This is a genomic window from Clostridium sp. K04, assembly GCF_019734375.1.
In the GTDB taxonomy this organism is placed as follows: Bacteria; Bacillota; Clostridia; order Clostridiales; family Clostridiaceae; genus Clostridium; species Clostridium saudiense.
In genome coordinates this window covers 14697-36182 of record NZ_JAASHD010000038.1, presented here as the reverse complement: position 1 = coordinate 36182, position 21486 = coordinate 14697, and the positions used below count along the sequence as shown (strand labels likewise).

17 protein-coding genes, 5 tRNA genes and 1 other annotated feature are annotated in these 21486 nt (G+C 28.4%); of the genes, 20 read left to right on the top strand and 2 right to left on the bottom strand.

The window, feature by feature from the left end:
* Positions 1 to 79 precede the first annotated feature (79 nt).
* From HCG70_RS14165 to addA, 20 genes are all read left to right on the top strand, one after another.
* Positions 80 to 156, top strand: a tRNA-Ile gene (locus tag HCG70_RS14165).
* Between the two features lie 5 nt (positions 157 to 161).
* Positions 162 to 237, top strand: a tRNA-Ala gene (locus HCG70_RS14160).
* Between the two features lie 147 nt (positions 238 to 384).
* On the top strand, positions 385 to 879 hold the full coding sequence (locus HCG70_RS14155) for an HDIG domain-containing metalloprotein (RefSeq protein ID WP_042402816.1): 495 nt from the start codon (positions 385 to 387) through the stop codon (positions 877 to 879).
* 15 nt (positions 880 to 894) lie between these two features.
* A complete protein-coding gene (locus HCG70_RS14150) occupies positions 895 to 1401 on the top strand; it encodes a transcription repressor NadR (RefSeq protein WP_042402812.1) in 507 nt (168 codons plus the stop codon).
* Between the two features lie 17 nt (positions 1402 to 1418).
* Positions 1419 to 2831 (top strand): NAD(P)/FAD-dependent oxidoreductase, encoded by a 1413-nt coding sequence (locus tag HCG70_RS14145; RefSeq protein ID WP_221697892.1) that lies wholly within the window; start codon positions 1419 to 1421, stop codon positions 2829 to 2831.
* A gap of 12 nt (positions 2832 to 2843) precedes the next feature.
* Entirely contained in the window at positions 2844 to 3077 is a 234-nt protein-coding gene (locus tag HCG70_RS14140; protein ID WP_042402805.1) for a DUF1667 domain-containing protein, read from the top strand.
* A 40-nt stretch (positions 3078 to 3117) separates the two neighbouring features.
* Positions 3118 to 3330: a binding site (T-box leader), on the top strand.
* Between the two features lie 61 nt (positions 3331 to 3391).
* Entirely contained in the window at positions 3392 to 4669 is a 1278-nt protein-coding gene (gene serS, locus HCG70_RS14135; RefSeq protein ID WP_042402801.1) for a serine--tRNA ligase, read from the top strand.
* Positions 4670 to 4918: 249 nt separating this feature from the next.
* Complete coding sequence (locus HCG70_RS14130) at positions 4919 to 5761, top strand: DUF2520 domain-containing protein (protein ID WP_323731758.1); 843 nt, start codon at positions 4919 to 4921, stop codon at positions 5759 to 5761.
* A 3-nt stretch (positions 5762 to 5764) separates the two neighbouring features.
* Positions 5765 to 6592: a 3-methyl-2-oxobutanoate hydroxymethyltransferase gene (gene panB / locus HCG70_RS14125; RefSeq protein ID WP_042402795.1), complete on the top strand. Its 828-nt coding sequence runs from the start codon at positions 5765 to 5767 to the stop codon at positions 6590 to 6592.
* Between the two features lie 12 nt (positions 6593 to 6604).
* Positions 6605 to 7450 (top strand): pantoate--beta-alanine ligase, encoded by an 846-nt coding sequence (gene panC, locus HCG70_RS14120; RefSeq protein WP_042402792.1) that lies wholly within the window; start codon positions 6605 to 6607, stop codon positions 7448 to 7450.
* 16 nt (positions 7451 to 7466) lie between these two features.
* The gene (panD, locus tag HCG70_RS14115; RefSeq protein WP_042402790.1) at positions 7467 to 7853 is read left to right on the top strand and encodes an aspartate 1-decarboxylase; all 387 of its coding nucleotides are present in this window, start codon (positions 7467 to 7469) and stop codon (positions 7851 to 7853) included.
* 143 nt (positions 7854 to 7996) lie between these two features.
* A complete protein-coding gene (locus tag HCG70_RS14110; protein WP_055275440.1) occupies positions 7997 to 8620 on the top strand; it encodes a tRNA-uridine aminocarboxypropyltransferase in 624 nt (207 codons plus the stop codon).
* Between the two features lie 62 nt (positions 8621 to 8682).
* A tRNA-Ser gene (locus tag HCG70_RS14105) sits at positions 8683 to 8773 on the top strand.
* Between the two features lie 63 nt (positions 8774 to 8836).
* A complete protein-coding gene (locus HCG70_RS14100) occupies positions 8837 to 9394 on the top strand; it encodes a carbonic anhydrase (protein ID WP_221697891.1) in 558 nt (185 codons plus the stop codon).
* Between the two features lie 77 nt (positions 9395 to 9471).
* A tRNA-Ser gene (locus HCG70_RS14095) sits at positions 9472 to 9562 on the top strand.
* Between the two features lie 5 nt (positions 9563 to 9567).
* Positions 9568 to 9660 (top strand) — tRNA-Ser (locus tag HCG70_RS14090).
* A gap of 196 nt (positions 9661 to 9856) precedes the next feature.
* Positions 9857 to 10798 carry an ROK family protein gene (locus HCG70_RS14085; protein ID WP_055291665.1) on the top strand — a complete coding sequence of 314 codons (942 nt, stop codon included), beginning with the start codon at positions 9857 to 9859 and terminating at the stop codon, positions 10796 to 10798.
* Between the two features lie 142 nt (positions 10799 to 10940).
* A complete protein-coding gene (locus tag HCG70_RS14080; RefSeq protein ID WP_042401171.1) occupies positions 10941 to 11459 on the top strand; it encodes a GNAT family N-acetyltransferase in 519 nt (172 codons plus the stop codon).
* A 10-nt stretch (positions 11460 to 11469) separates the two neighbouring features.
* The gene (gene addB / locus HCG70_RS14075; protein WP_042401174.1) at positions 11470 to 14901 is read left to right on the top strand and encodes a helicase-exonuclease AddAB subunit AddB; all 3432 of its coding nucleotides are present in this window, start codon (positions 11470 to 11472) and stop codon (positions 14899 to 14901) included.
* 2 nt (positions 14902 to 14903) lie between these two features.
* A complete protein-coding gene (gene addA, locus HCG70_RS14070; RefSeq protein ID WP_042401175.1) occupies positions 14904 to 18665 on the top strand; it encodes a helicase-exonuclease AddAB subunit AddA in 3762 nt (1253 codons plus the stop codon).
* Positions 18666 to 18788: 123 nt separating this feature from the next.
* On the opposite strand, the gene HCG70_RS14065 is transcribed toward addA, so the two are convergent.
* Both HCG70_RS14065 and HCG70_RS14060 read right to left on the bottom strand, forming a co-directional pair.
* A complete protein-coding gene (locus tag HCG70_RS14065) occupies positions 18789 to 20129 on the bottom strand; it encodes a CCA tRNA nucleotidyltransferase (protein WP_042401177.1) in 1341 nt (446 codons plus the stop codon).
* A 129-nt stretch (positions 20130 to 20258) separates the two neighbouring features.
* Entirely contained in the window at positions 20259 to 21467 is a 1209-nt protein-coding gene (locus HCG70_RS14060; RefSeq protein WP_052330743.1) for a L,D-transpeptidase, read from the bottom strand.
* Positions 21468 to 21486 lie beyond the last annotated feature (19 nt).

Sequence of the window (21486 nt, the reverse complement as noted above, 5' to 3'; positions counted from 1 at the left end):
AGGAAAGTTAAGCTCTACAGCGTCGATGGTACTGCACGGGGGACTGTGTGGAAGAGTAGAACGTTGCCAGGTAATATAAGGATCTTTAGCTCAGTTGGTTAGAGCAACCGGCTCATAACCGGTAGGTCCGGGGTTCGAGTCCCTGAAGGTCCACCATATTTGGGGGTATAGCTCAGTTGGGAGAGCACTTGCCTTGCACGCAAGGGGTCAAGGGTTCGAATCCCTTTACCTCCACCAAAGCTACGATTTATTTCGTAGCTTTTTTTGCGTTTATTATAAAAAATATATGAATAATATTATTTAGACTTTATTTTTTATCTAATAGTGGTATTATAAATATGAATGTATATTACAATATATGTTAAAAACTAGGTGGTAAAAATCGTGTTATATAGAGTAAAACAATTTTTTTGGGCAATAAAATCATTATCGGAAGATATTGATAAGGACTATGTAAACAAATTTTTAAATAAGAAAGAAAAAAGGTTGTTTAATAGATTAAAGAAAATGGATAAGCAACATTGTATTAGAGTAAGTAAAGATGCGGTTAATTTATCAAAAGATAAAGGCTTAAATACTAAAAGAGTTGCAAGAGCTGCATTACTTCATGATATAGGAAAAGGAGAATATGGACTTAATATAGTTGAAAAATCAGTTTTAGTAATACTTAATAAAGTAAGTAAGGGTAAATTAAAAAAATATAACACTATTAAGGCTGTAGACTCTTATTATAATCATGCTGAAAAGGGAGCTAATTTATTAAAACAATTTAATGTATATGATAAAGAATTTTTAGATACAGTTAGATATCATCACAATAACAATGTAGTAGGAAATAAATTGCTAGAGATAATAAGAGAAAGTGATAATAGAAATTAAAGGATGGGATTAATTATGAAAGCTGATGAAAGACGAAATGCTATTATGGGAATATTAATAAAAGAAAAAAGAGCAATTAAAGGTACAACATTAGCTGAAAATTTTAATGTTACCAGACAAATAATAGTTAAGGATATAGCTATATTAAGAGCTAAAGGAAATAATATAATAGCGACACCAGATGGTTATATGATTAATGATGATAATAGTAGGGTAAAATCAATAATAGCAGTAAAACATAATGATGATGAAATGTTTAATGAGATGGAGATTGTAGTTAAATATGGAGGCATTATAGAAGATGTAATAGTTGAGCATCCTATTTATGGAGAGATATGTGGAGCATTAAGAATAAAGAATCTTAATGATTTAAATAAGTTTAGAGCTTCATTAGAAGATATAAAGGCAAAGCCATTATCAGTACTTACTGATGGAATACATCTTCACACAATATCTGCTGATTCTGATGAGAATATGCAGTTAATAAAGGATGAATTAAAAGAAAAGGGATTTATTTTATAAATTAGGGGAATTGGATTATGGATTATGATGTTTTAGTTTTAGGTGGCGGTATTATTGGATGTGCTGTTGCTTATGAATTATCTAAATATAATTTAAATATAGCTGTAATTGAAAAGGAATATGATATTGCTGATGATGTATCTTTCGTTAATACTTCTATAGTATATGATGGTTCTGAAACATCTAATAATGTAATGGCTGGATTGGAGTATATAGGAAATATATTATTGGAAGATTTATGTGAGAAGTTTAATGTACCTTTTAAAAGAATTGGATCGTTAAGAGTAGTTAATGATGATAATGGAGTAGTTAAATTAGGTGAAATGTATGAGAGAGCTATTAGAAGGGGCATAGATGGCGTTTATTTAGTAGAACCAGATGAAGTATATGAAATAGAGCCTAATATAAATACATCAATAAAGAAGGGGTTATATTCACAAAATGTTGCAATAGTAGCGCCATATGATTTAGCAATAGCATATGCTGAAGTTGCATCTGATAACGGTGTTAACTTTAGATTAGAAGAAGAAGTATTAACTATTCAAAATATAACAAAGGGATTTAAAGTTGTTACAAATAAAAATAAATTTTCATGTAAGGTAGTTATTAATACAATAGCAAATGAAATTTATATAAATGAAAAAGGTATAGTAGAAGAAAAGGATACAGAAAATGATATAAATTCATTTAAAAATATGAGTTATATTTTACTTGATGATAATTACGAAAATAAATTAGAAAGAATAGTAACGAAAACTTTTGATAAAGATACATTTGTTGTTTCAACACCAGTTTTAAATGGTGGGTCATTAGTTGGTATAAAAAGTATTGAAAAAACAAGTTTAGATGATAATTTAAATTATGCTAGTAAATTATTAAAGAACTTAAACAAAGGAAATATAAATAATTTATTTAGGGAAAGCTATGATAAAGATTCTATAGTTGTTGATGAACAGCAAATAGATAAAGGCTATATAAGTGTAATTGGTACGCATTATGGTAAAGTTACATTAGCACCAGCTATAGCTAAGATGTTATGTGATACTATTAGCAGTAGTTTAAATTGCAAATTGAAAAAGAATTTCATTGATAAACGTCGTGAATTTTATAGATTTAGAGAAATGAATAGGAATGAAATTAACGAAGTAATTAAATTAGATAAAAGATATGGAAAGATTATATGCATGTGCAATAATGTATCTGAAGGAGAAATAGTTGATTCTATTAGAAGACCTTTAGGTGCAAGAACTGTTAAAGGAGTTAAAAGAAGAACAGGTGCTGGATTTGGAAATTGCCATGGTTCATATTGTAATGAAAGAATAATACAAATCTTAGCCAGAGAATTAGATAAAAAGATTACAGATATAGTTGATGACTCAAAAAATTCTAATATAATTTCTGGTAGAATAAAGGAATTTAAAGAAGTATAGTAGGAGTATATTATGGGGAAAAAAGATATATTTACATCAGTAGTAAGGGTAAAAGGTAGTGACAGGTTTAAGGTTATTCCTGTTAAAAGTAGTGCTGAGGTAGAAAGAGAGCTATGGATTGAAATGTCAAAAGTTGTTAGTAGATTATATGTAAGTATTCCTATAAAAATGGGAAGTATTATATGTAAGAATATATTAAATAGTGGTGTAGATATAATTTGTACTAGGGATATTGACAAAAAGTAGGAGATTATAATATATTAAATATATTATAATAAATTATTTAGTTAAACCGTTGAAAAGGCTAGTAATAAGATTATTGTTTTAAGAGAGTCAGTGGTTGGTGTGAACTGATAGCAATGTTTTATGAATCCACCTTGGAGGGACTGTGATGAGCAGTACGGATAAACCCGTTAGTTTTGTAAAGAGTGGATAGTAATGTATCTTTATATGCATTATTATCAATTAGGGTGGCAACACGGAGTTCTTCGTCCCTTATGTGGGATAAGAGCTCTTTTTTTATACACGAAAATAATTTATAAAAACAATTGGAGGATATTATGTTAGATTTAAAATTTGTAAGAGAAAATCCAGAAATAGTTAAACAAAATATTAAAAATAAGTTCCAAGATCAAAAACTTGGATTAGTTGATGAAGTTATTGCTTTAGATGTTGAAAGCAGAGCTACACAACAAGAAGCTGATTCATTAAGATCTAATAGAAAAACAATTTCTAAGCAAATTGGTGCATTAATGGGTCAAGGAAAGAGAGAAGAAGCTGAAGAATTAAAAGCAAAGGTTAACGAACAAGCTAATCGTCTTGCTGAATTAGAAGCTAAGGAAACTGAGCTTCAAGAAAAGATAAAAAATATAATGTTAGTTCTTCCTAATATTATTGATCCAAGTGTTCCAATAGGAAAAGATGATAGTGAAAATGTAGAAGTTGAAAAATTCGGTGAACCTGTAGTTCCAGAATTCGAAATTCCATATCATACAGAAATAATGGAAAAATTAAATGGTGTTGATTTAGATGGAGCTAGAAAAGTAGCTGGTAATGGATTCTATTATTTAATGGGTGATATTGCTAGATTACAATCAGGAATATTATCTTATGCTAGAGATTTCATGATTGATAAAGGATTTACTTACTGTATACCTCCATTCATGATTCGTAGTGAAGTTGTTACTGGTGTTATGAGTTTCGCTGAAATGGAATCAATGATGTATAAGATAGAAGGTGAAGATTTATACTTAATAGGTACAAGTGAGCATTCTATGATAGGTAAATTTATTGATACTATATTAAAAGAAGAATCTCTTCCTCAAACTTTAACTAGTTATTCACCATGCTTTAGAAAAGAGAAAGGTGCTCATGGAATAGAAGAAAGAGGAGTTTATAGAATTCACCAATTCGAAAAACAAGAAATGATAGTTGTTTGTAAGCCAGAAGAAAGTAAAGAATGGTTTGAAAAGTTATGGAAGTATACAGTTGAATTATTCCGTTCTTTAGATATTCCTGTTAGAACATTAGAATGTTGCTCAGGAGATTTAGCGGATCTTAAGGTTAAGTCTATTGATGTTGAAGCGTGGTCTCCAAGACAAAAGAAATACTTTGAGGTTGGAAGCTGCTCTAATTTAGGAGATGCTCAAGCTAGAAGATTAAAGATTCGTGTAAATGGAGAAAACGGAAGATACTTTGCACATACTTTAAATAATACAGTTGTTGCACCACCTAGAATGTTAATTGCATTCTTAGAAAATAACTTAAATGAAGATGGATCAGTAAATATTCCAGAAGCTTTAAGACCATATATGGGTGGAAAATCAGTTATAAAATAATAATATATATGAGATATGAGATAATTAATAATAATTTTCTCATATCTCATTTTTATTTTATATAAGATAAAAGCTTTACTAATCAATAAGTATTGACAAATTTTAGGAATATGTTAGATTTATTATGGGTGGTATTTTAATTAAACCGCACCATATATAATATATTTGAAAATTTAAGAAGAAAAGAAATAGCTCATATCAATTTTGAATGGGACTAAGTAGTGTCACACTCTTATGGAGGTGATAAATATAAAATTTGGATTTATTGGAGCAGGAAAAGTTGGATTTTCCTTAGGAAAATATCTAAAAGAAAATAATATAGACATAAGCGGATATTATAGTAAAAACCAGCATTCATCTAGAGAAGCTGCAATTTTTACTAATACAAAGCAATATAATAATTTAGAAAATTTAATAAAAGATAGTGATACTATATTCATTACGACACCTGATAGCGAAATTAGTGTTGTTTGGAGTGAAATCAAAAAATTATCTATCAAAGATAAATTAATATGCCACTGTAGTGGCTCTATTTCTTCAGAAATCTTTTCAAATATAAATAATCATGGTGCCTATGGTTATTCTATTCATCCCATGTTTGCTATTTCAGACAAATATAATTCTTATAAAAATTTATCTCAAGCATTTATTACAATTGAAGGACATAAAAAACATATTGAATTTTTTAAGCAGCTTTTTTCTCAATTAGGAAATGATGTAGCTATTATTTCAAAAGAAAATAAGGCTTTATATCATGCTGCATCAGTAACTGTCAGCAATCTTGTTTTAGGATTAATTAATAATGGTATTAATTATCTTGAAGAATGTGGTTTTAGTCAGGAGATGGCTATGAAAGCTCTTTATCCATTAATTGAATTTAACCTAAAGAATATTAGGGAAAAAGGAACAATTAATAGTTTAACTGGCCCGGTAGAAAGAGGCGATTTAGTTACTGTAATTAATCATTTAAATGTTTTAAGAGAAGAAGATAAAGAATTATATAAGTTATTATCAAAGAATATTTTAAAGATAGCAAAGGTAAAAAACTCAAATAGAGATTATAAAAATTTAGATGAATATTTAGGAGAATAGGTTATGAAAAATACAGCAGTTACATTTAAACAAGCTAAGGAAAAGAAAGAAAAGCTTACTATGCTTACAGCATATGATTACTCTACAGCAAAGATAATTGATGAAGCTGGAATAAATGGGATTTTAGTTGGAGATTCATTAGGAATGGTATGCTTAGGATACGAGGATACATTATCAGTTACTATGGAAGATATGATACATCATACTAGAGCTGTAGCAAGAGGAACTAAAAACACTTTAGTAGTTGGGGACATGCCTTTTATGTCATATCAAACATCGGTTTATGATGCTGTAGTTAATGCAGGAAGATTAATTAAAGAAGGAAGAGCACAAGCTGTTAAATTAGAAGGTGGAATTGAAGTTTGCGATAAAATAGAAGCAATAGTAAAGGCTTCAATACCTGTTATGGCTCATATTGGATTAACACCACAATCAGTTAATGCATTTGGTGGGTTTAAGGTTCAAGGTAAAGATGAAGAAGCTGCAAAAAATCTTATTGAAGCTGCTTTAGCGGTAGAAAAGGCAGGAGCATTTGCTGTTGTATTAGAATGTGTTCCAGCTAAGCTTGCAGCTATAATAACTGAAAAACTATCTATTCCAACAATAGGTATAGGAGCTGGAGTAGAATGTGATGGGCAAATACTTGTTTATCAAGATATGTTAGGAATGTATAGTGATTTTACGCCTAAATTTGTTAAGAAATATGAAACTTTAGGTGAAAAGATGAATGTAGCGTTTAAAAAATATATTGAAGAAGTTAAAGATGGTGTTTTTCCAGCTGAAGAACATTCTTTTAAAATAAATGATGACGTAATTGAAAAATTATATTAAAGGGGAAGAAAAATGAGAGTAGTTGAAAGGATAAATGATGTAAGAAGTACCGTAAAGGAATGGAAATCACAAGGATTAAAGGTTGGTTTTGTTCCAACAATGGGGTATTTACATGAAGGTCATGAAAGTCTTATTAAAAAGGCATCAGAAGAGAATGACAAAGTTGTTGTAAGTATATTTGTAAATCCTATTCAATTTGGGCCTAAAGAGGATTTAGCTAGTTATCCTAGAGATTTAAAAAGAGATAGTGAGATTTGCGAAAGGGCAGGAGCTAATCTTATATTCCATCCAGAAAATGAGGAAATGTATTTTAATGATTTTTCTACATTTGTTGATATGAATGGATTAACAAATGGATTATGCGGTAAGAGTAGGCCTATACACTTTAGAGGTGTATGCACTGTTGTTAGTAAGTTATTTAATATCGTAGCACCAGATAGAGCTTATTTTGGGGAAAAAGACGCTCAACAATTAGCAGTAGTTAAAAGGATGGTAAGAGATTTAAATATTGATGTTGAGATAGTTGGATGTCCTATAGTTAGAGAAGAAGATGGACTAGCTAAAAGTTCAAGAAACACTTATCTATCAGAAGAGGAAAGAGCAGCTGCTACTATTTTAAATAAGTCATTAATGCTTGGAAAAGAAGAAATTCAAAATGGACAAAGAAATAGTGCCAGCATAATTAAAATTATAGAAGATAGTATTAAGAGTGAAAAATTAGCAAGAATTGATTATGTAGAAATTGTAGATAGTAGTTCTTTAGAAAAAGTTGAAGAAATTAATAAATCAGTATTAGTAGCAATAGCTGTATTTATAGGAAAAACTAGATTAATAGATAATTTTACGTATGAGTTATAGCAAGGAGAGAAGAACAATGAAGGTAAATATGTTAAAGGGAAAGATACACAGAGCAACAGTAGTACAAGCTGAACTAAATTATGTTGGCAGTATTACAGTTGATGAGGATTTATTAGATGCAGCAGGAATATATGAATATGAGAAGGTTCATATTGTTGATATAGATAATGGAGCTAGGTTTGAAACATATACGATAGCTGGTGAAAGAGGGTCAGGTATGATTTGCTTAAATGGGGCTGCTGCAAGATGTGTACAAGTTGGAGATAAAATAATATTAATGGCTTATGCTGATTTAGAGACAGAGGAAGTAAAAAATCATAAGCCAAAGGTTGTTTTTGTTGATGATGAAAATAAAATTAGTAGAATTACTAATTATGAAAAACACGGACAATTATCTGAATAAAAAAATAAAATTAATATATTGATATTAGTATAAAATAGGAATGGTAAAGTAAGAAAATATTTTAGTCTTACTTTACCATTTTTTATTAATAGTTAGATGTAGTATTATGTAGTTATTAAGATATGTAATTAAGAGGTTTTAAGATGATAAATAAAAAGCAAATAACTAAGGTATGTAATAATTGTAGTGAGTGTGGTTTACCAGTTATAACCTGCATATGCAATAGTATAAAAAAGGTTGAAACAAAAGCTAAGTTTATAATTTTATCTAGTGAACGAGAAGTATATAGAAATACGAATACAGCTAATTTATTAAAACTAATAAATCCAAAATCTACTGAAATAATTATATGGAAAAGAGGAGAGGTTGCAGAAAAAGTTTTAAACTATATTAATAGTAATATTTATAGCACATATTTGATATTTCCTATTATTAATGAAGAAATGAAAAAAAGAAAAATTCAATATAGTAAAAGTAATAGTATACCTGTATTTATTATTGTAGATGGAACATGGAAAGAAGCTTGGAAGATAATAAGAAAAAGCAATTACTTAAAGGATTTACCTATAATATCTTTAGACATAGAGAGAAGCTCAAAGTTTAGCTTACGAAGAGGACAAGAAGATGGAAATCTATGTACTGTAGAAACAGCAATAGAGTTACTTAAGATGAATAAAGAAAATAATATAAGTGAAATTATAGATAAGAGTTTTGAGTTATTTTTAGAAAGTTATAAGGCTGGAATGAGTGGTCATAAAATTAAATAAAAAAATTTAATAAAAAGTGTTGACATAGTATTTATACGTTGATATAATAACAATTGTTCCGAGGAGAGATGGTCGAGTTGGTTTAAGGCACCGGTCTTGAAAACCGGCGTGCGTGTGAGCGTACCCAGGGTTCGAATCCCTGTCTCTCCGCCATAAGTCTTTAGCATTAGCTAAAGACTTTTTTTTTTATATAAAATTATAAATTGGGGTGTAAGTATGAATAAGTTAAATGAAATATTAGAGTATAATAAAATGTTTGTAGAAAATAAAGAATATGAGAAATACAAAACAACAAAATATCCAGGTAAAAAATTAGTAATTTTATCTTGTATGGATACACGATTAATGGAATTATTACCAAAGGCACTTAATTTGAAAAATGGAGATGCTAAAATAGTAAAAAATGCAGGGGCTACTATAATGCATCCATTTGGAAGTATAATAAGAAGTATTATAGTTGCAATTTATGAATTTAATACAGATGGGGTATTAGTAATTGGACATAAAGGATGTGGAATGAGCACTATAGATGGTGAAACTACAATTAATAAAATAGTTGAACGTGGGGTATCGAGAGAAACAATAGAAACATTGACGAACTCAGGTATAGATATAAAGAAGTGGTTACATGGGTTTGATTCTATAGAACATTCAGTATTAGAAAGTATAGAGTTAATAAAAAAACATCCATTGGTACCTAAAGATGTAAAAGTGCATGGTTTAATAATGGATCCTGAAAGTGGAAAATTAGAAGTAATAAGTGAAGATTATTAAAAAATAAAAAAAATAAAAAAAAATTTTAAAAATGTGTTGACATAATTATTGGGCATTGATATAATAAATCTTGTCTTGGAGAGATGGTCGAGTTGGTTTAAGGCACCGGTCTTGAAAACCGGCGTGCGTGTGAGCGTACCCAGGGTTCGAATCCCTGTCTCTCCGCCATAAGTGGAGAATTACTCAAGTGGCTAAAGAGGCTCCCCTGCTAAGGGAGTAGGCTGGATAATACTGGTGCGAGGGTTCGAATCCCTTGTTCTCCGCCAAAAGCATCTAACGTTTGTTAGATGTTTTTTTGCGTTTAAATAAAAGATATAGGTGCTAGTAATATTAATACATATATTTACAGTGTAAAAAAGATTTAATTCCAAATTTTCCATAATTAATAATTGTAAACGTAATATTTAAATGGTATACTTTTATATAGTTAAGATAGTATAACTTAAAATGGGAGGGTAATAAATGGAAAAGAAATATGTTGTAGGTGTAGATTTAGGGGGAACTAAAATTTACACAGCTTTAGTAGATTTAGAAGGAAATATTATAAAAGAAAAAACAGTTGAAACTTTAGCTAATGAAGGCGAACAAGCTGTTATGGGAAGAATAATAGATACTATTAATTATGTTATAGATGGAACTGATAAAGATTCAATAAGATCAATTGGAATCGGTTCTCCAGGTCCGTTAGATGTTAAAAATGGTATTATAATTCAAAATTCAAATTTACCTTTTAAGAACTTTGCAATAGTAAAGACAATAAGGGAAACATATGATTTACCAACTTATTTAGATAATGATGCTAATGTTGCTACATTAGGAGAGTTTATGTTTGGTGCTGGAAAAGGTACTGAAAACATGGTATTTATTACAGCAAGTACAGGAATCGGTGGCGGAGCTGTTTTAAATGGAAAATTATTCAGAGGAGCTACAGGAAATGCATTAGAAGTTGGACATACAATAGTTGCAACTGAAGGGCCTAGATGTGGATGTGGAAACGTTGGATGTGCAGAGGCATTTGGTTCAGGTACAGCAATTGGTAAGAGAGCTAAAGAAGCTGTAGCAAGTAATGTAGAAACAACATTAAAGAACTATGAAGATGTAACGGCTAAAGAAGTATTTAAAGAAGCAGCTAACGGAGATAGAGTTGCTAAGAATATATTAGAAACTTCATTAACTTATCTTGGAATAGCGGTAGCTAATACTATAACTAACTTTGACCCAGAAAAAGTTGTTATTGGTGGTGGAGTAGTTAATGGTGGAGATATAGTGTTAGACACTATAAGAAAAGTAGTTTCAGAAAGATGCATGAAAACTTTTGTTGAAAGCTGTACAGTAGAAAAGGCTGTTTTAGGTGGAAAAGCAGGAGTTTTAGGAGCTGCAGCTTTAGCAATAACTGAACAATAATAATAATTTTAATAAAAGCTACAACACGTAGAGATTTTCTATAGGTGTTGTAGCTTTATTTTTACAATAAATATATTATTTTAAAGTGGTAATTAGAAAAGTAGTTAAAACAATAGTATTATTAATGTAGGGTGGGGTTAAATTGATTTATGGAAAAAAAATATATTTAAGAGAAATATTAAAAGAAGATATTGATATAGCTTATAATTTATGCTCTGATAGTGAAGTATTAAAATATAATGGTGATCAATATGGAGTATTATCAAAAAAATATATAATTGAACATTTAAAATATTTAAACATACCTTCAAGAAGGAATTATGTAATTGTAGATAAACAAAGTAATATTGTAGGCGTAATAATATATTCTGAAGATAAATATGCTAGAAATATATATAGCATTAGCATAACTATAGGTAAAAAATATTGGCGTAAAGGATATGGAAGCGATGCAATACACACAATCTTAGGGTATTTATTTGGAAAAAGAAAAGCTCATAAAGTTGAGTTAGAAGTTGTAAGAGAAAATGAAGCTGCAATATTGTGTTATAAAAAGTGTGGCTTTATAGAAGAGGGAATAAGAAGAAGCAAATATTACTATCAGGGAAAATATCTAGACACTGTTGTGATGGGGATATTAAAAGAAGAATATAAATGGTAAGGAGTTGCATATGGGAATTAGATTTATTTTTGGTAGAGCTGGTTCTGGAAAAAGTTATTATTGTTTAAATCAAATAAAGAAAAAGCTAGAAAATGATAAAAACAATAAGTTAATACTACTTGTACCAGATCAATATACATTTCAAACTGAAAAGAAATTATTAGAGCATATAGGAGAAAGAGCATTACTTAGAGCTGAAGTATTAAGCTTTAAAAGAATGGCTACAAGAGTATTTGATAGATGTGGTGGCAGGGCCATTAATGTAATAGAGGATTCAGGAAAAAATATGCTTATTTATAAACTATTAAAGGATAAGGGTGAAGAACTTCAATATTTTAATAGAATTAGTAAGCAACAAGGCTTTGTTGGAATAGTATCAAAGTCAATAACTGAATTTAAGAAGTACAATATTTCCGAGGAAATTTTGATAGAAAAAGAATCACAAATAGATAATAAGGATTTAAAAGAAAAGGTAAATGACTTGGCATCTATTTATAAAATATTCAATGAAAATCTTCATAAGGGATATATAGATTCAGAAGATATATTATCTATTTTAGCGAAAAAGTTGAAAGAATGTGAGCTATATAATGATGCAGAAATATGGGTAGATGAATTTACAACATTTACTCCACAGCAGTTAGAAGTTTTAAAGGTATTAGCTAAACAATGTAAAAATATAAATATTACTTTGTGTAGTGATGGTCAAATTCAGTTTACTGAAGGTGAAACAGATATATTTGACGTAATAAAAAATACGGAAAATAGATTATTAAAAATGATGCAAGAAAATAATATTGCATATAAGGAGCCTGTTAACTTAAATAAAGAAAATATATATAGATTCAAAGAAAGTAAAGAGTTAGGGCATATAGAAAAATACTTTTTTAACTTTCCATTTAAAATATATAAGGGTGAATGTAAAGATATAAGTTTATATAAAGCAAATAATAATTATTCTGAAATAGAATGGGTAGCTCAAGATATTTTAAGACTTGTTAGAGATAAAGGTTATAGATATAAGGATATAGCTGTTGTTTGTAGAGAAATTGATAGTTACGATAAAATTACTTCTGTTATCTTTAATGAATATAATATTCCATATTTCCTTGATAAGAAGAGAGAGATATTAAGTAATCCATTAGTAGTACTAATAATATCATCATTAGAGATATTAAGTACTAATTGGTCTTATGAAAGTGTATTTAAATATGTTAAGAGCGGACTTATAACATTAGAATCAACATATATTGATAAATTAGAAAATTATATTTTAGCTAATGGGATAAAGGGATATAAATGGACTAGAGACTTAATAGGTAATACAGATGAGGAATTAACTCAAGAAGAAATTGAAATTTTTGAGTACATGGAAGAAATAAGAAGACCAATAATTAATTTATATAATAAAATAAAAGGCGATGTTACAGTAAGAAAGTATTGTACTGCTTTATATGAATTCTTATTAGAGATAAATGCATTTGAAACTATGGATAAGTGGTTAGAAAACTTTAATGAGCATGGAATGCAAGATAAGATTAAGGAGTATACTCAAGTGCCATCTATAGTAATGGATATGTTAGATCAAGCTGTAGAAGTACTAGGTGATGAAAAGGTTGATTTAAAAACTTTTTCAAAGATATTAATATCAGGATTTGAAGAAAAAGAAATCGGTGTAATTCCTATGGCACTAGATCAAGTAAATATAGGGGATATAGCAAGAATAAAGGGTAGAGATGTAAAAGCACTTTATATAGTTGGTGCTAATGATGGTGTTTTACCATCAGCTAATAAGGATGAAGGAATATTATCTGATGAGGATAGACTTGAATTAAAACAATTAGGAATTGAACTTGCTAGTGATACACGAAGCAGAGTATTTGAAGAGCAATTTATGGTTTATACAGCTTTGACTATACCTTCAAATTACTTAATGATTACTTACCCTATGGCAGACTTTGAAGGAAAGTCTTTAAGACCATCAATAATAATACCAAGATTAAAAAAGATTTTACCTAGATTACAAGAAGAAAGTGAAATATTTAATAAGAATTTACTTAACGATAAATATCATAATATAACGGCACCAACGCCAACATTTAATGAACTTATAGAAGCATTAAGAAAAGAATATGAGAAGGAAGAAATTGAGCCCCATTGGGTAGAAACTTTTAAGTGGTTTGAAGAAAGTGATGAATTCAAAGATAGAACTAAAATTATCTTTAATGGATTGAATTATACTAATTTAATTGAAAGAATTCCAAGAGAAAAAATGAAGCAGCTTTATAGTAATGATAATGGAAGATTAATGTTTAGTGTTTCAAGAATAGAAAAATATGCTCAATGTCCTTTTAGCTATTATGTTCAATATGGATTAAAGGCTAAGGATAGAAAAGTATATGAATTTTCAGCTCCAGACTTAGGTTCATTTATGCATGATATATTAGATAAATTTACAAATAAAATAAAAAAAGAAAATATAGCATGGAGTGATTTAACTAAGGAGAGATGCAGTGAAATAGTTAATGAATTAGTTAATACTAAACTTAAGAATGAAACAAATTCTATATTAAATAGTAATAAGAAGTATCAATATTTCTCAGAAAGATTTAAAAAGACTATAAGCAAATCTGTAACTGTAATATCAGAGCAAATGAGAAAAGGTGAATTTGATATATTTAAGAGTGAATTTGACTTTGGTGATTTTAAAGATTCAGATCCAATAAAATTAGAATTGCCTTCTAAGGAGACAGTTTATTTAAAGGGTAGAGTTGATAGAATTGATAAGGTTGAATTAAATGGAGAAACTTATATACGAATAGTTGATTACAAATCAGGTTCAAAAAGTTTTGATTTAAATGAATTATATTATGGCTTACAAATTCAGTTATTAGTTTATTTAGATGCAATACTAAAAAATTCAGAACAGATTTTAAAGACTCAATGTATGCCTGGTGGAATATTATATTTTAAAATAGATAATCCGATAATTAAATCTAAAAAGGCTTTAAGTGAAGAAGAAATCCAAGTAGAAGTATTAAAGAAATTAAAGATGGATGGATTATTATTAAAAAATGTAGAGCTTGTAAAAGCTATGGATAATGATATGGAAACATACTCATTAATAATTCCAGCTGCATTTAAGAAAGATGGAGATTTTACAAGTACTAGTTCAGTGGTAACTGAATCACAATTTGAATTATTAAGAAATTATGTTAATGATAAAATGATTGAAATATGTGAAGAGATGCTTAGTGGAGAAGTTAAAATAGAGCCTTGTAAATCTTCAAAGGTAACGTATTGTGATTACTGTGATTATTCTGCAATTTGTCAGTTTGATACTTCAATAAGGGATAATAAGTATAAAATTATATTGAAGAAGAAAAAGGATGATTTATGGAATGCAATGGAAAACAAAGTGAAAGAGGAGGAGAGTAAGTAGATATGGCAGAAACTAAATGGACTAATGAACAGCTTCAAGCAATTGAAACTAGAAGATGCAATTTACTTGTAGCAGCCGCAGCAGGTTCAGGTAAAACAGCAGTTTTAGTTGAAAGAATTATAAGAATAATAACTGATGAAGAAAATCCAGTAGACATTGATAAGCTTTTGGTTGTTACTTTTACTAGTGCAGCAGCTTCGGAGATGAGAGAAAGAATAGCAGCTGCTATATCAAAAGCTTTAGAGAAAACTCCTAACTCTAAAAATCTTCAAAGACAGCTTACTTTATTGGGAAGAGCTAATATAACTACTATGCATTCTTTTTGCTTAGATGTAATTAAAAATTATTTTTATACTATTGATTTGGATCCTAGCTTTAGAATCGGGGATGAGACAGAAGCGACCTTAATGAAAAATGAAATAATAGAAGAGCTTTTTGAAGAGTATTATGAAGCGGATAATGAAGAATTTAAGGAATTAATAGAAGCATATAGTGGATCTAAAGATGATGAAAAATTAAAAGAAATGATACTTTCTTTATATAGATTTTCTATGAGTGGACCTTGGCCTGAGAAATGGTTGATTGAAAAAGCAGAAGCTTTTAATATTACTACTTTAGAAGAGCTTGATAAAAGTGAATGGGTAAAGGTATTAAAAGATAGCTTAAGAGTAGAATTAAATGGATTCTTAAATATGTATAAGAAGGCAATTGAAATAATTAATGATACTGATGGATTAGAGCCATACTTAGATGCTTTTAATAGTGATTATGGATATTTAGAAAGAGCTTATGAAAGCTTAAAAGGAGGCTTAAATGATATTTATATTGCTTTAAATTCTATTTCATTTATTAAGCTAAAGACTGTTAAGAAGAATCAAGTTTCTGATGAAAATGCCCAAAATTCAGTTAAGGGGATAAGAGATTCAGTTAAGAAAAAAATAAAATCATTAATTGAAAATACATTTGAATTTACTCCACAGGAGGCCTTAGATGGAATAATAGGTGTGTATCCTTTTATGAAAACTTTAGCTACTATAACTCGTGAGTTTTCAAGGAGATTTGATGAGAAGAAAAGAGAAAAAAATATATTAGACTTTAATGATTTAGAGCACCTTTGTTTGAAAATATTAATTGATAGGGATGAAAATAATAATATTGTACCTTCAAAGGTTGCAGAACATTTTATGGAGTTCTTTGATGAAGTATTAGTAGATGAATATCAAGATTCTAACAATGTTCAAGAAACTATAATAGATTTAGTTTCAAGAAGAAAATTAAAAGAGTCTAATGTATTTATGGTTGGTGATGTTAAACAAAGTATATATAGATTTAGACAGGCAAAACCTGAACTGTTTTTAGATAAATATAATAGATATTCTTTAGAGGATGGAAGTAAGAATAGAAAAATTCAATTATATAAAAATTTTAGAAGCAGGCAAGAAGTTATAGAAGGCGTAAACTATATATTTAAAATGGTTATGTCAGAAACTGTTGGTGAACTTGAATATACAGATGAAGAAGCTTTGAATTTAGGTGCAAGTTTTAAGGCAACTGATGATGAAGATTCAATAGTAGGTGGAGAAATTGAACTTCATATATTAGATAAATCGGGTATTGTTAAGGAAGAAGAAAGTGAAGTTGTAGATGAAGACAGTGAAGTGGTAAGTAAAGAAGAGGAAGAAGATATAGATGCTATTACCCTTGAAGCTAAAATTGTTGCAAAAAGAATAAAGGAATTATTTGAATCTAAAGATGGTAAAAAGTTTAAAGTATTTGATAAAGATACTAATGAATATAGAGATGTTAGATATAAGGATATAGTTATTCTTTTAAGAGCAACAAAAAATTGGGCAGAGATATTTTTAGATGAATTAGGTTCAGAAGGAATTCCAGTGTATGCAGATACAGGTAGTGGATATTTTGAATCTATTGAAATTAGAACTATAATGTCACTATTAAAAATAATTGATAATCCACTTCAGGATGTACCTATGATAGGAACTTTAAGATCACCTATAGTTGGATTTACAGCTGAAGAGTTAAGTGATTTAAGGTTATTAAATAAGGAGTTATATTTTTATGAAATAATAAAGGAAGTTTGCGAAGGTAACTATGAGGTAGATAATGAATTAAAGTTTAAATGTATTAACTTTATAGCTGCTTTAACTAAATGGAGGGAAAAATCTATTTATACTCCAATAGATGAATTTATATGGTATTTATATATGGATACTGCATTTTATGGATATGTTGGAGCAATGCCTAATGGAAAGCTTAGACAGGCAAACTTAAAAATTCTTTTCCAAAGAGCAAAACAATATGAAAGTACTAGCTTTAAGGGATTATTTAATTTTATAAACTTTATTAATAAGTTAAGAAAGTCTTCTGGTGATATGGGAAGTGCTAAGGTTCTTGGTGAAAATGAAGATGTAGTAAGAATTATGAGTATTCATAAAAGTAAAGGGCTTGAGTTCCCAGTAGTATTTACTAGTGGAATGGGGAAACAGTTTAATTTAATGGATTTATCAAATTCTATCTTATATCATGAGGAATTAGGTTTTGGTCCTAGTTATGTTAATTTAGAAACTAGAAATTCATATTCAACGTTAGCAAAAGAAGCTATAAAGAAAAGAATAAGATTAGAGACTTTATCTGAAGAGATGAGAATACTTTATGTTGCATTTACTAGAGCAAAGGAAAAATTAATTATTACTGGAGCAACTAGTAATTTAGAAAAAGCAATTAATAATTGGGTATCTTCAGCTTCATTAGATGAAAATATAGTATTACCTTCGGAAGTCTTAAAAGGAAAATCATATTTAGATTGGATTGCTATGGCAATGTGTAAACATACCTGTGGAGAAAAGTTAAGAGGGGTTACGGGTGCTACTAGAGATTTAATTACAAGTGACTTTTCCACATGGAATATAAAATTCTGGACTAAAGACTTATTAACAGTGGATAAAAATTTAGAGGCTGTGGATAAAATTGAAGAAGATAGTCTATTTATAAACTCTGAAGATATAGTTGTTGATAAAGAAATAAAGAGAAGACTTGATTATAAATATAAGTTTATAGAAGGAGCAATGTTACCTAGTAATATTTCGGTTTCTGATTTAAAGAAAAAAGAATTTACTTATGGTGATGAGGTTCATGATACTGTAGAAGTATTTAAAGAAAAGGAAGTCTTAAAGCCTAAATTTTTAAAAGAAGAAAAAGGATTATCGGCAGCTGAAAGAGGAACTGTAATTCACTATGTTATGCAAAGATTAAATTATGATAGAGTAAATAGTGATTCTGAAATAAAAGCTCAAATTGAAGAAATGGTATTAGATAATTCATTAACTGAAAGGGAAGCTTCTGTTGTTTGGTATAAAAAAATATATAAATTCTTTATTAGTCCGTTAGGTGAAAGATTACTAAAATCTTATAAAGAAGGAAGATTGGTAAGTAGGGAATTACCTTTCTTTACTGAACTAAGTAGCGTAGAATATAATACTGAATTAAATAAAGATGTTTATATTGATGAAAAGATTAGACTTCAAGGGATAATAGATTGTTTCTTTGAAGAAGAGGATGGAATAGTACTTTTAGATTATAAGACTGATTATGTTGAAGAAGGTAATGAAGATGAGATTATTGAAAGATATAGATCTCAACTTAAGTACTATAAAGATGCTTTAGAAAAAATAACAGGGAAAAGAGTAAAGGAAAGTTATCTTTATTTATTTGGAATAGATAAAGGAGTTTTAGTAAAAGAATAATTATTAAATAGATAGGCTAGCAGAAAAATGATATGCTCCCTTTATGGTAGACAGTTAAAATAATAAAGACTGTTACTTGAGAGGAGCATATCAGAACTTTGCTAGCCTTTAGTGTATTATATATTAAAGAAAGTTTTCAGAAATTTTTAAAAGATTGTCCTTAGTATTTAGAGTTTTATCATCTAAAACTTTTTCTAATAAAAACGTTAGTATTTCTCCAATAATTTTTCCAGGTTTAATATTTAAATGTGTCATTAAATCAGAGCCAGTAACAGCTAAGTCTTTGATATAAAGTGGTTCTTTATTTTTAAGTATTAATTTTACTCTATCAGAAATATAATCTACTTTTTTCAAGAAAGGAACTGGATCCCATAATGAATTTATATCAGCTTTTTGGAGTTCAAAAAGTGTAAATATATTTTCACTACCAACACGTATTAATAATCTTTTGATTTCACCATCATTAGGCATATAATTAACATCTAAAACTAAGTGATCATAAATTATTTTAGAAACTTTGTCTATAGTATTATTATCAAATTTTAGTCTAGATAATATTGGTTTACATATTATTGCACCTTCTTGAGCATGACCAGGGAAGTAGCAATGACCATTAGGTAATTGCTTTAATGTATTAAGCTTACCAACATCATGGAAAAGAGCTGATAATCTTAAGATTAAATCATTATTTGAAGTATTACTTATTACATTTAATGTATGATTAAAAACATCTCTATTATGATTATTACAAAGAGGTGTATAACCAACCAAATTATAAATTTCAGGAATAATTATTTCAAGAATTCCAGTATCTTTAAGTAAATTCAAACCATCACAAGGATTGTCGGAAGTCAGGATTTTACATAATTCATCTCTAATACGCTCAATACTAATATTTTTTATTAGTTTATAATTTGATTTTATAGCTGCATATGTTGAATCATCAATTTTAAATCCTAACTGACAGCTAAATCTAATAGCACGCAACATTCTTAAAGCATCTTCTTGGAATCTTTTATTTGGATCGCCAACAGCCTTAATTGTTTTATTTTTTATATCATCTATACCATTAAAATAGTCTATAAGACCTTCTTTATTGTTATAAGCTAAAGCATTAACTGTAAAGTCACGCCTTGATAAATCTTCTTTTATGTTTGAAACAAATTCAACAGATTCGGGATGACGATTATCCAAATAATTTCCTTCTGTTCTGTAAGTAGTAACTTCTAGATTTTCATTATCTAATACAACGGTAATTGTCCCATGTTTAATTCCCGTTGGTATTGTTTTTTCAAATAGTGATTCTGTTATGTTTGGTAAGGCAGAAGTGGTTATATCATAATCTTTAGGTGTTAAACCAAGTAAGCAATCTCTAACACATCCACCAACCATAAAGGCTTCATAATTATTTTTATAAAAAGTATCTATAATAAATTGAACGTTATTTGGTATATTAATAAGCATATTAAATCATCCTTTAAAATAAATTGTTATTAATATATTTTAACATAAAGATTATGAAAAAAAGATAATAGTAAAAAATTAAGAGGTAGAAGTTAAATGAATTAGAATTTAATTTCTACCTCTTAATACTTATTTAATTATTACCTTTGTACCAGCTTCTATATTATCATATAGCCATTTAGCATCTTCAGTTTTTAATCTAATGCAACCATGAGAAGCCGGAGTACCTAAAGTGTTATCAACTACTTCACTTTGGTCTTCATTATAAGGAACTGAGTGGAAAAGATAATCTCCATAAAACTGTACCCAGTACTTACCACCTTGATTGTATTTATCAGAAAAGAACCAATCACCACGTTCTCTTACATCATAAACACCAGTAGGGGTATTTTCACCATCTATACCAGTTGAACAAGTAAAGGATTTAATTTTATCCCATTTATTCATTGAGCCTTTATAAACATAAGTAATTTGATCAGCTAAACTAACGTATATTAAATTAGAAGTTAAGCTTTCAAGATTTAATGTATTAATATTAGAGCTAGTTATTGAATTAAGCAACTCACTAGAGGTTGATGTTGAATTTTGTGTACTATCTGATGAACTTAATGAAGCTAAGTAACTTTCTTTAGCTTCAGCAATTGAGGTAATTTTATTTTGAATATCAGAATCATCTTTTGAAACTATAGAAGTATCAATATTATTTAATAAATTTATGGCTTTTGTATAGTAATCATTATTAGCTAATTCATCTGCTTCATTAAATATACTTTCTTTATAGTTACTAATACATTTTTCTATATATTCATTTGCTTTTTCTGAATAGTCTGAATCAGCAGGGATTTTCTTTAGAAAATTAAGAGCTGTTTCAAAGTTACCACTATCACAATTATCTAATCCAAGAGATAAAAGAGCTTCGTAATCTGAAGAGTCTTCAGGTTCATAACTTTCATCTAATGAAATTATAAGCTTATTTATAGATGAATTTAAGATATCATAACTTTTAATTTCATTAAGAACTATTAAAGCTTTATCTTTATTTTCATCATCTTCTGATAATGTGTCACATATATTATTAACTATTCCAGAAAAGTAAGTATTTAAATCATTATTTAATGTTTTTTTCTTTAATTTTAAATAAATATTATCACTATCAATGAGACTTTTTGCATCAGTAAAATTACAATTATTAAATTCTGAATAAAACTCACTTGTAATTTTAGAGTATTTATAATTTACATAATAGTTTAAAGTCAAAATTAATAACAGGAATGAAAAAGCTATAGTAACAATTTTAAATATATTGTTTTTTTTACGTTTTCTAAATAAATTTTGCAATGTTATACCTCCTTATAGC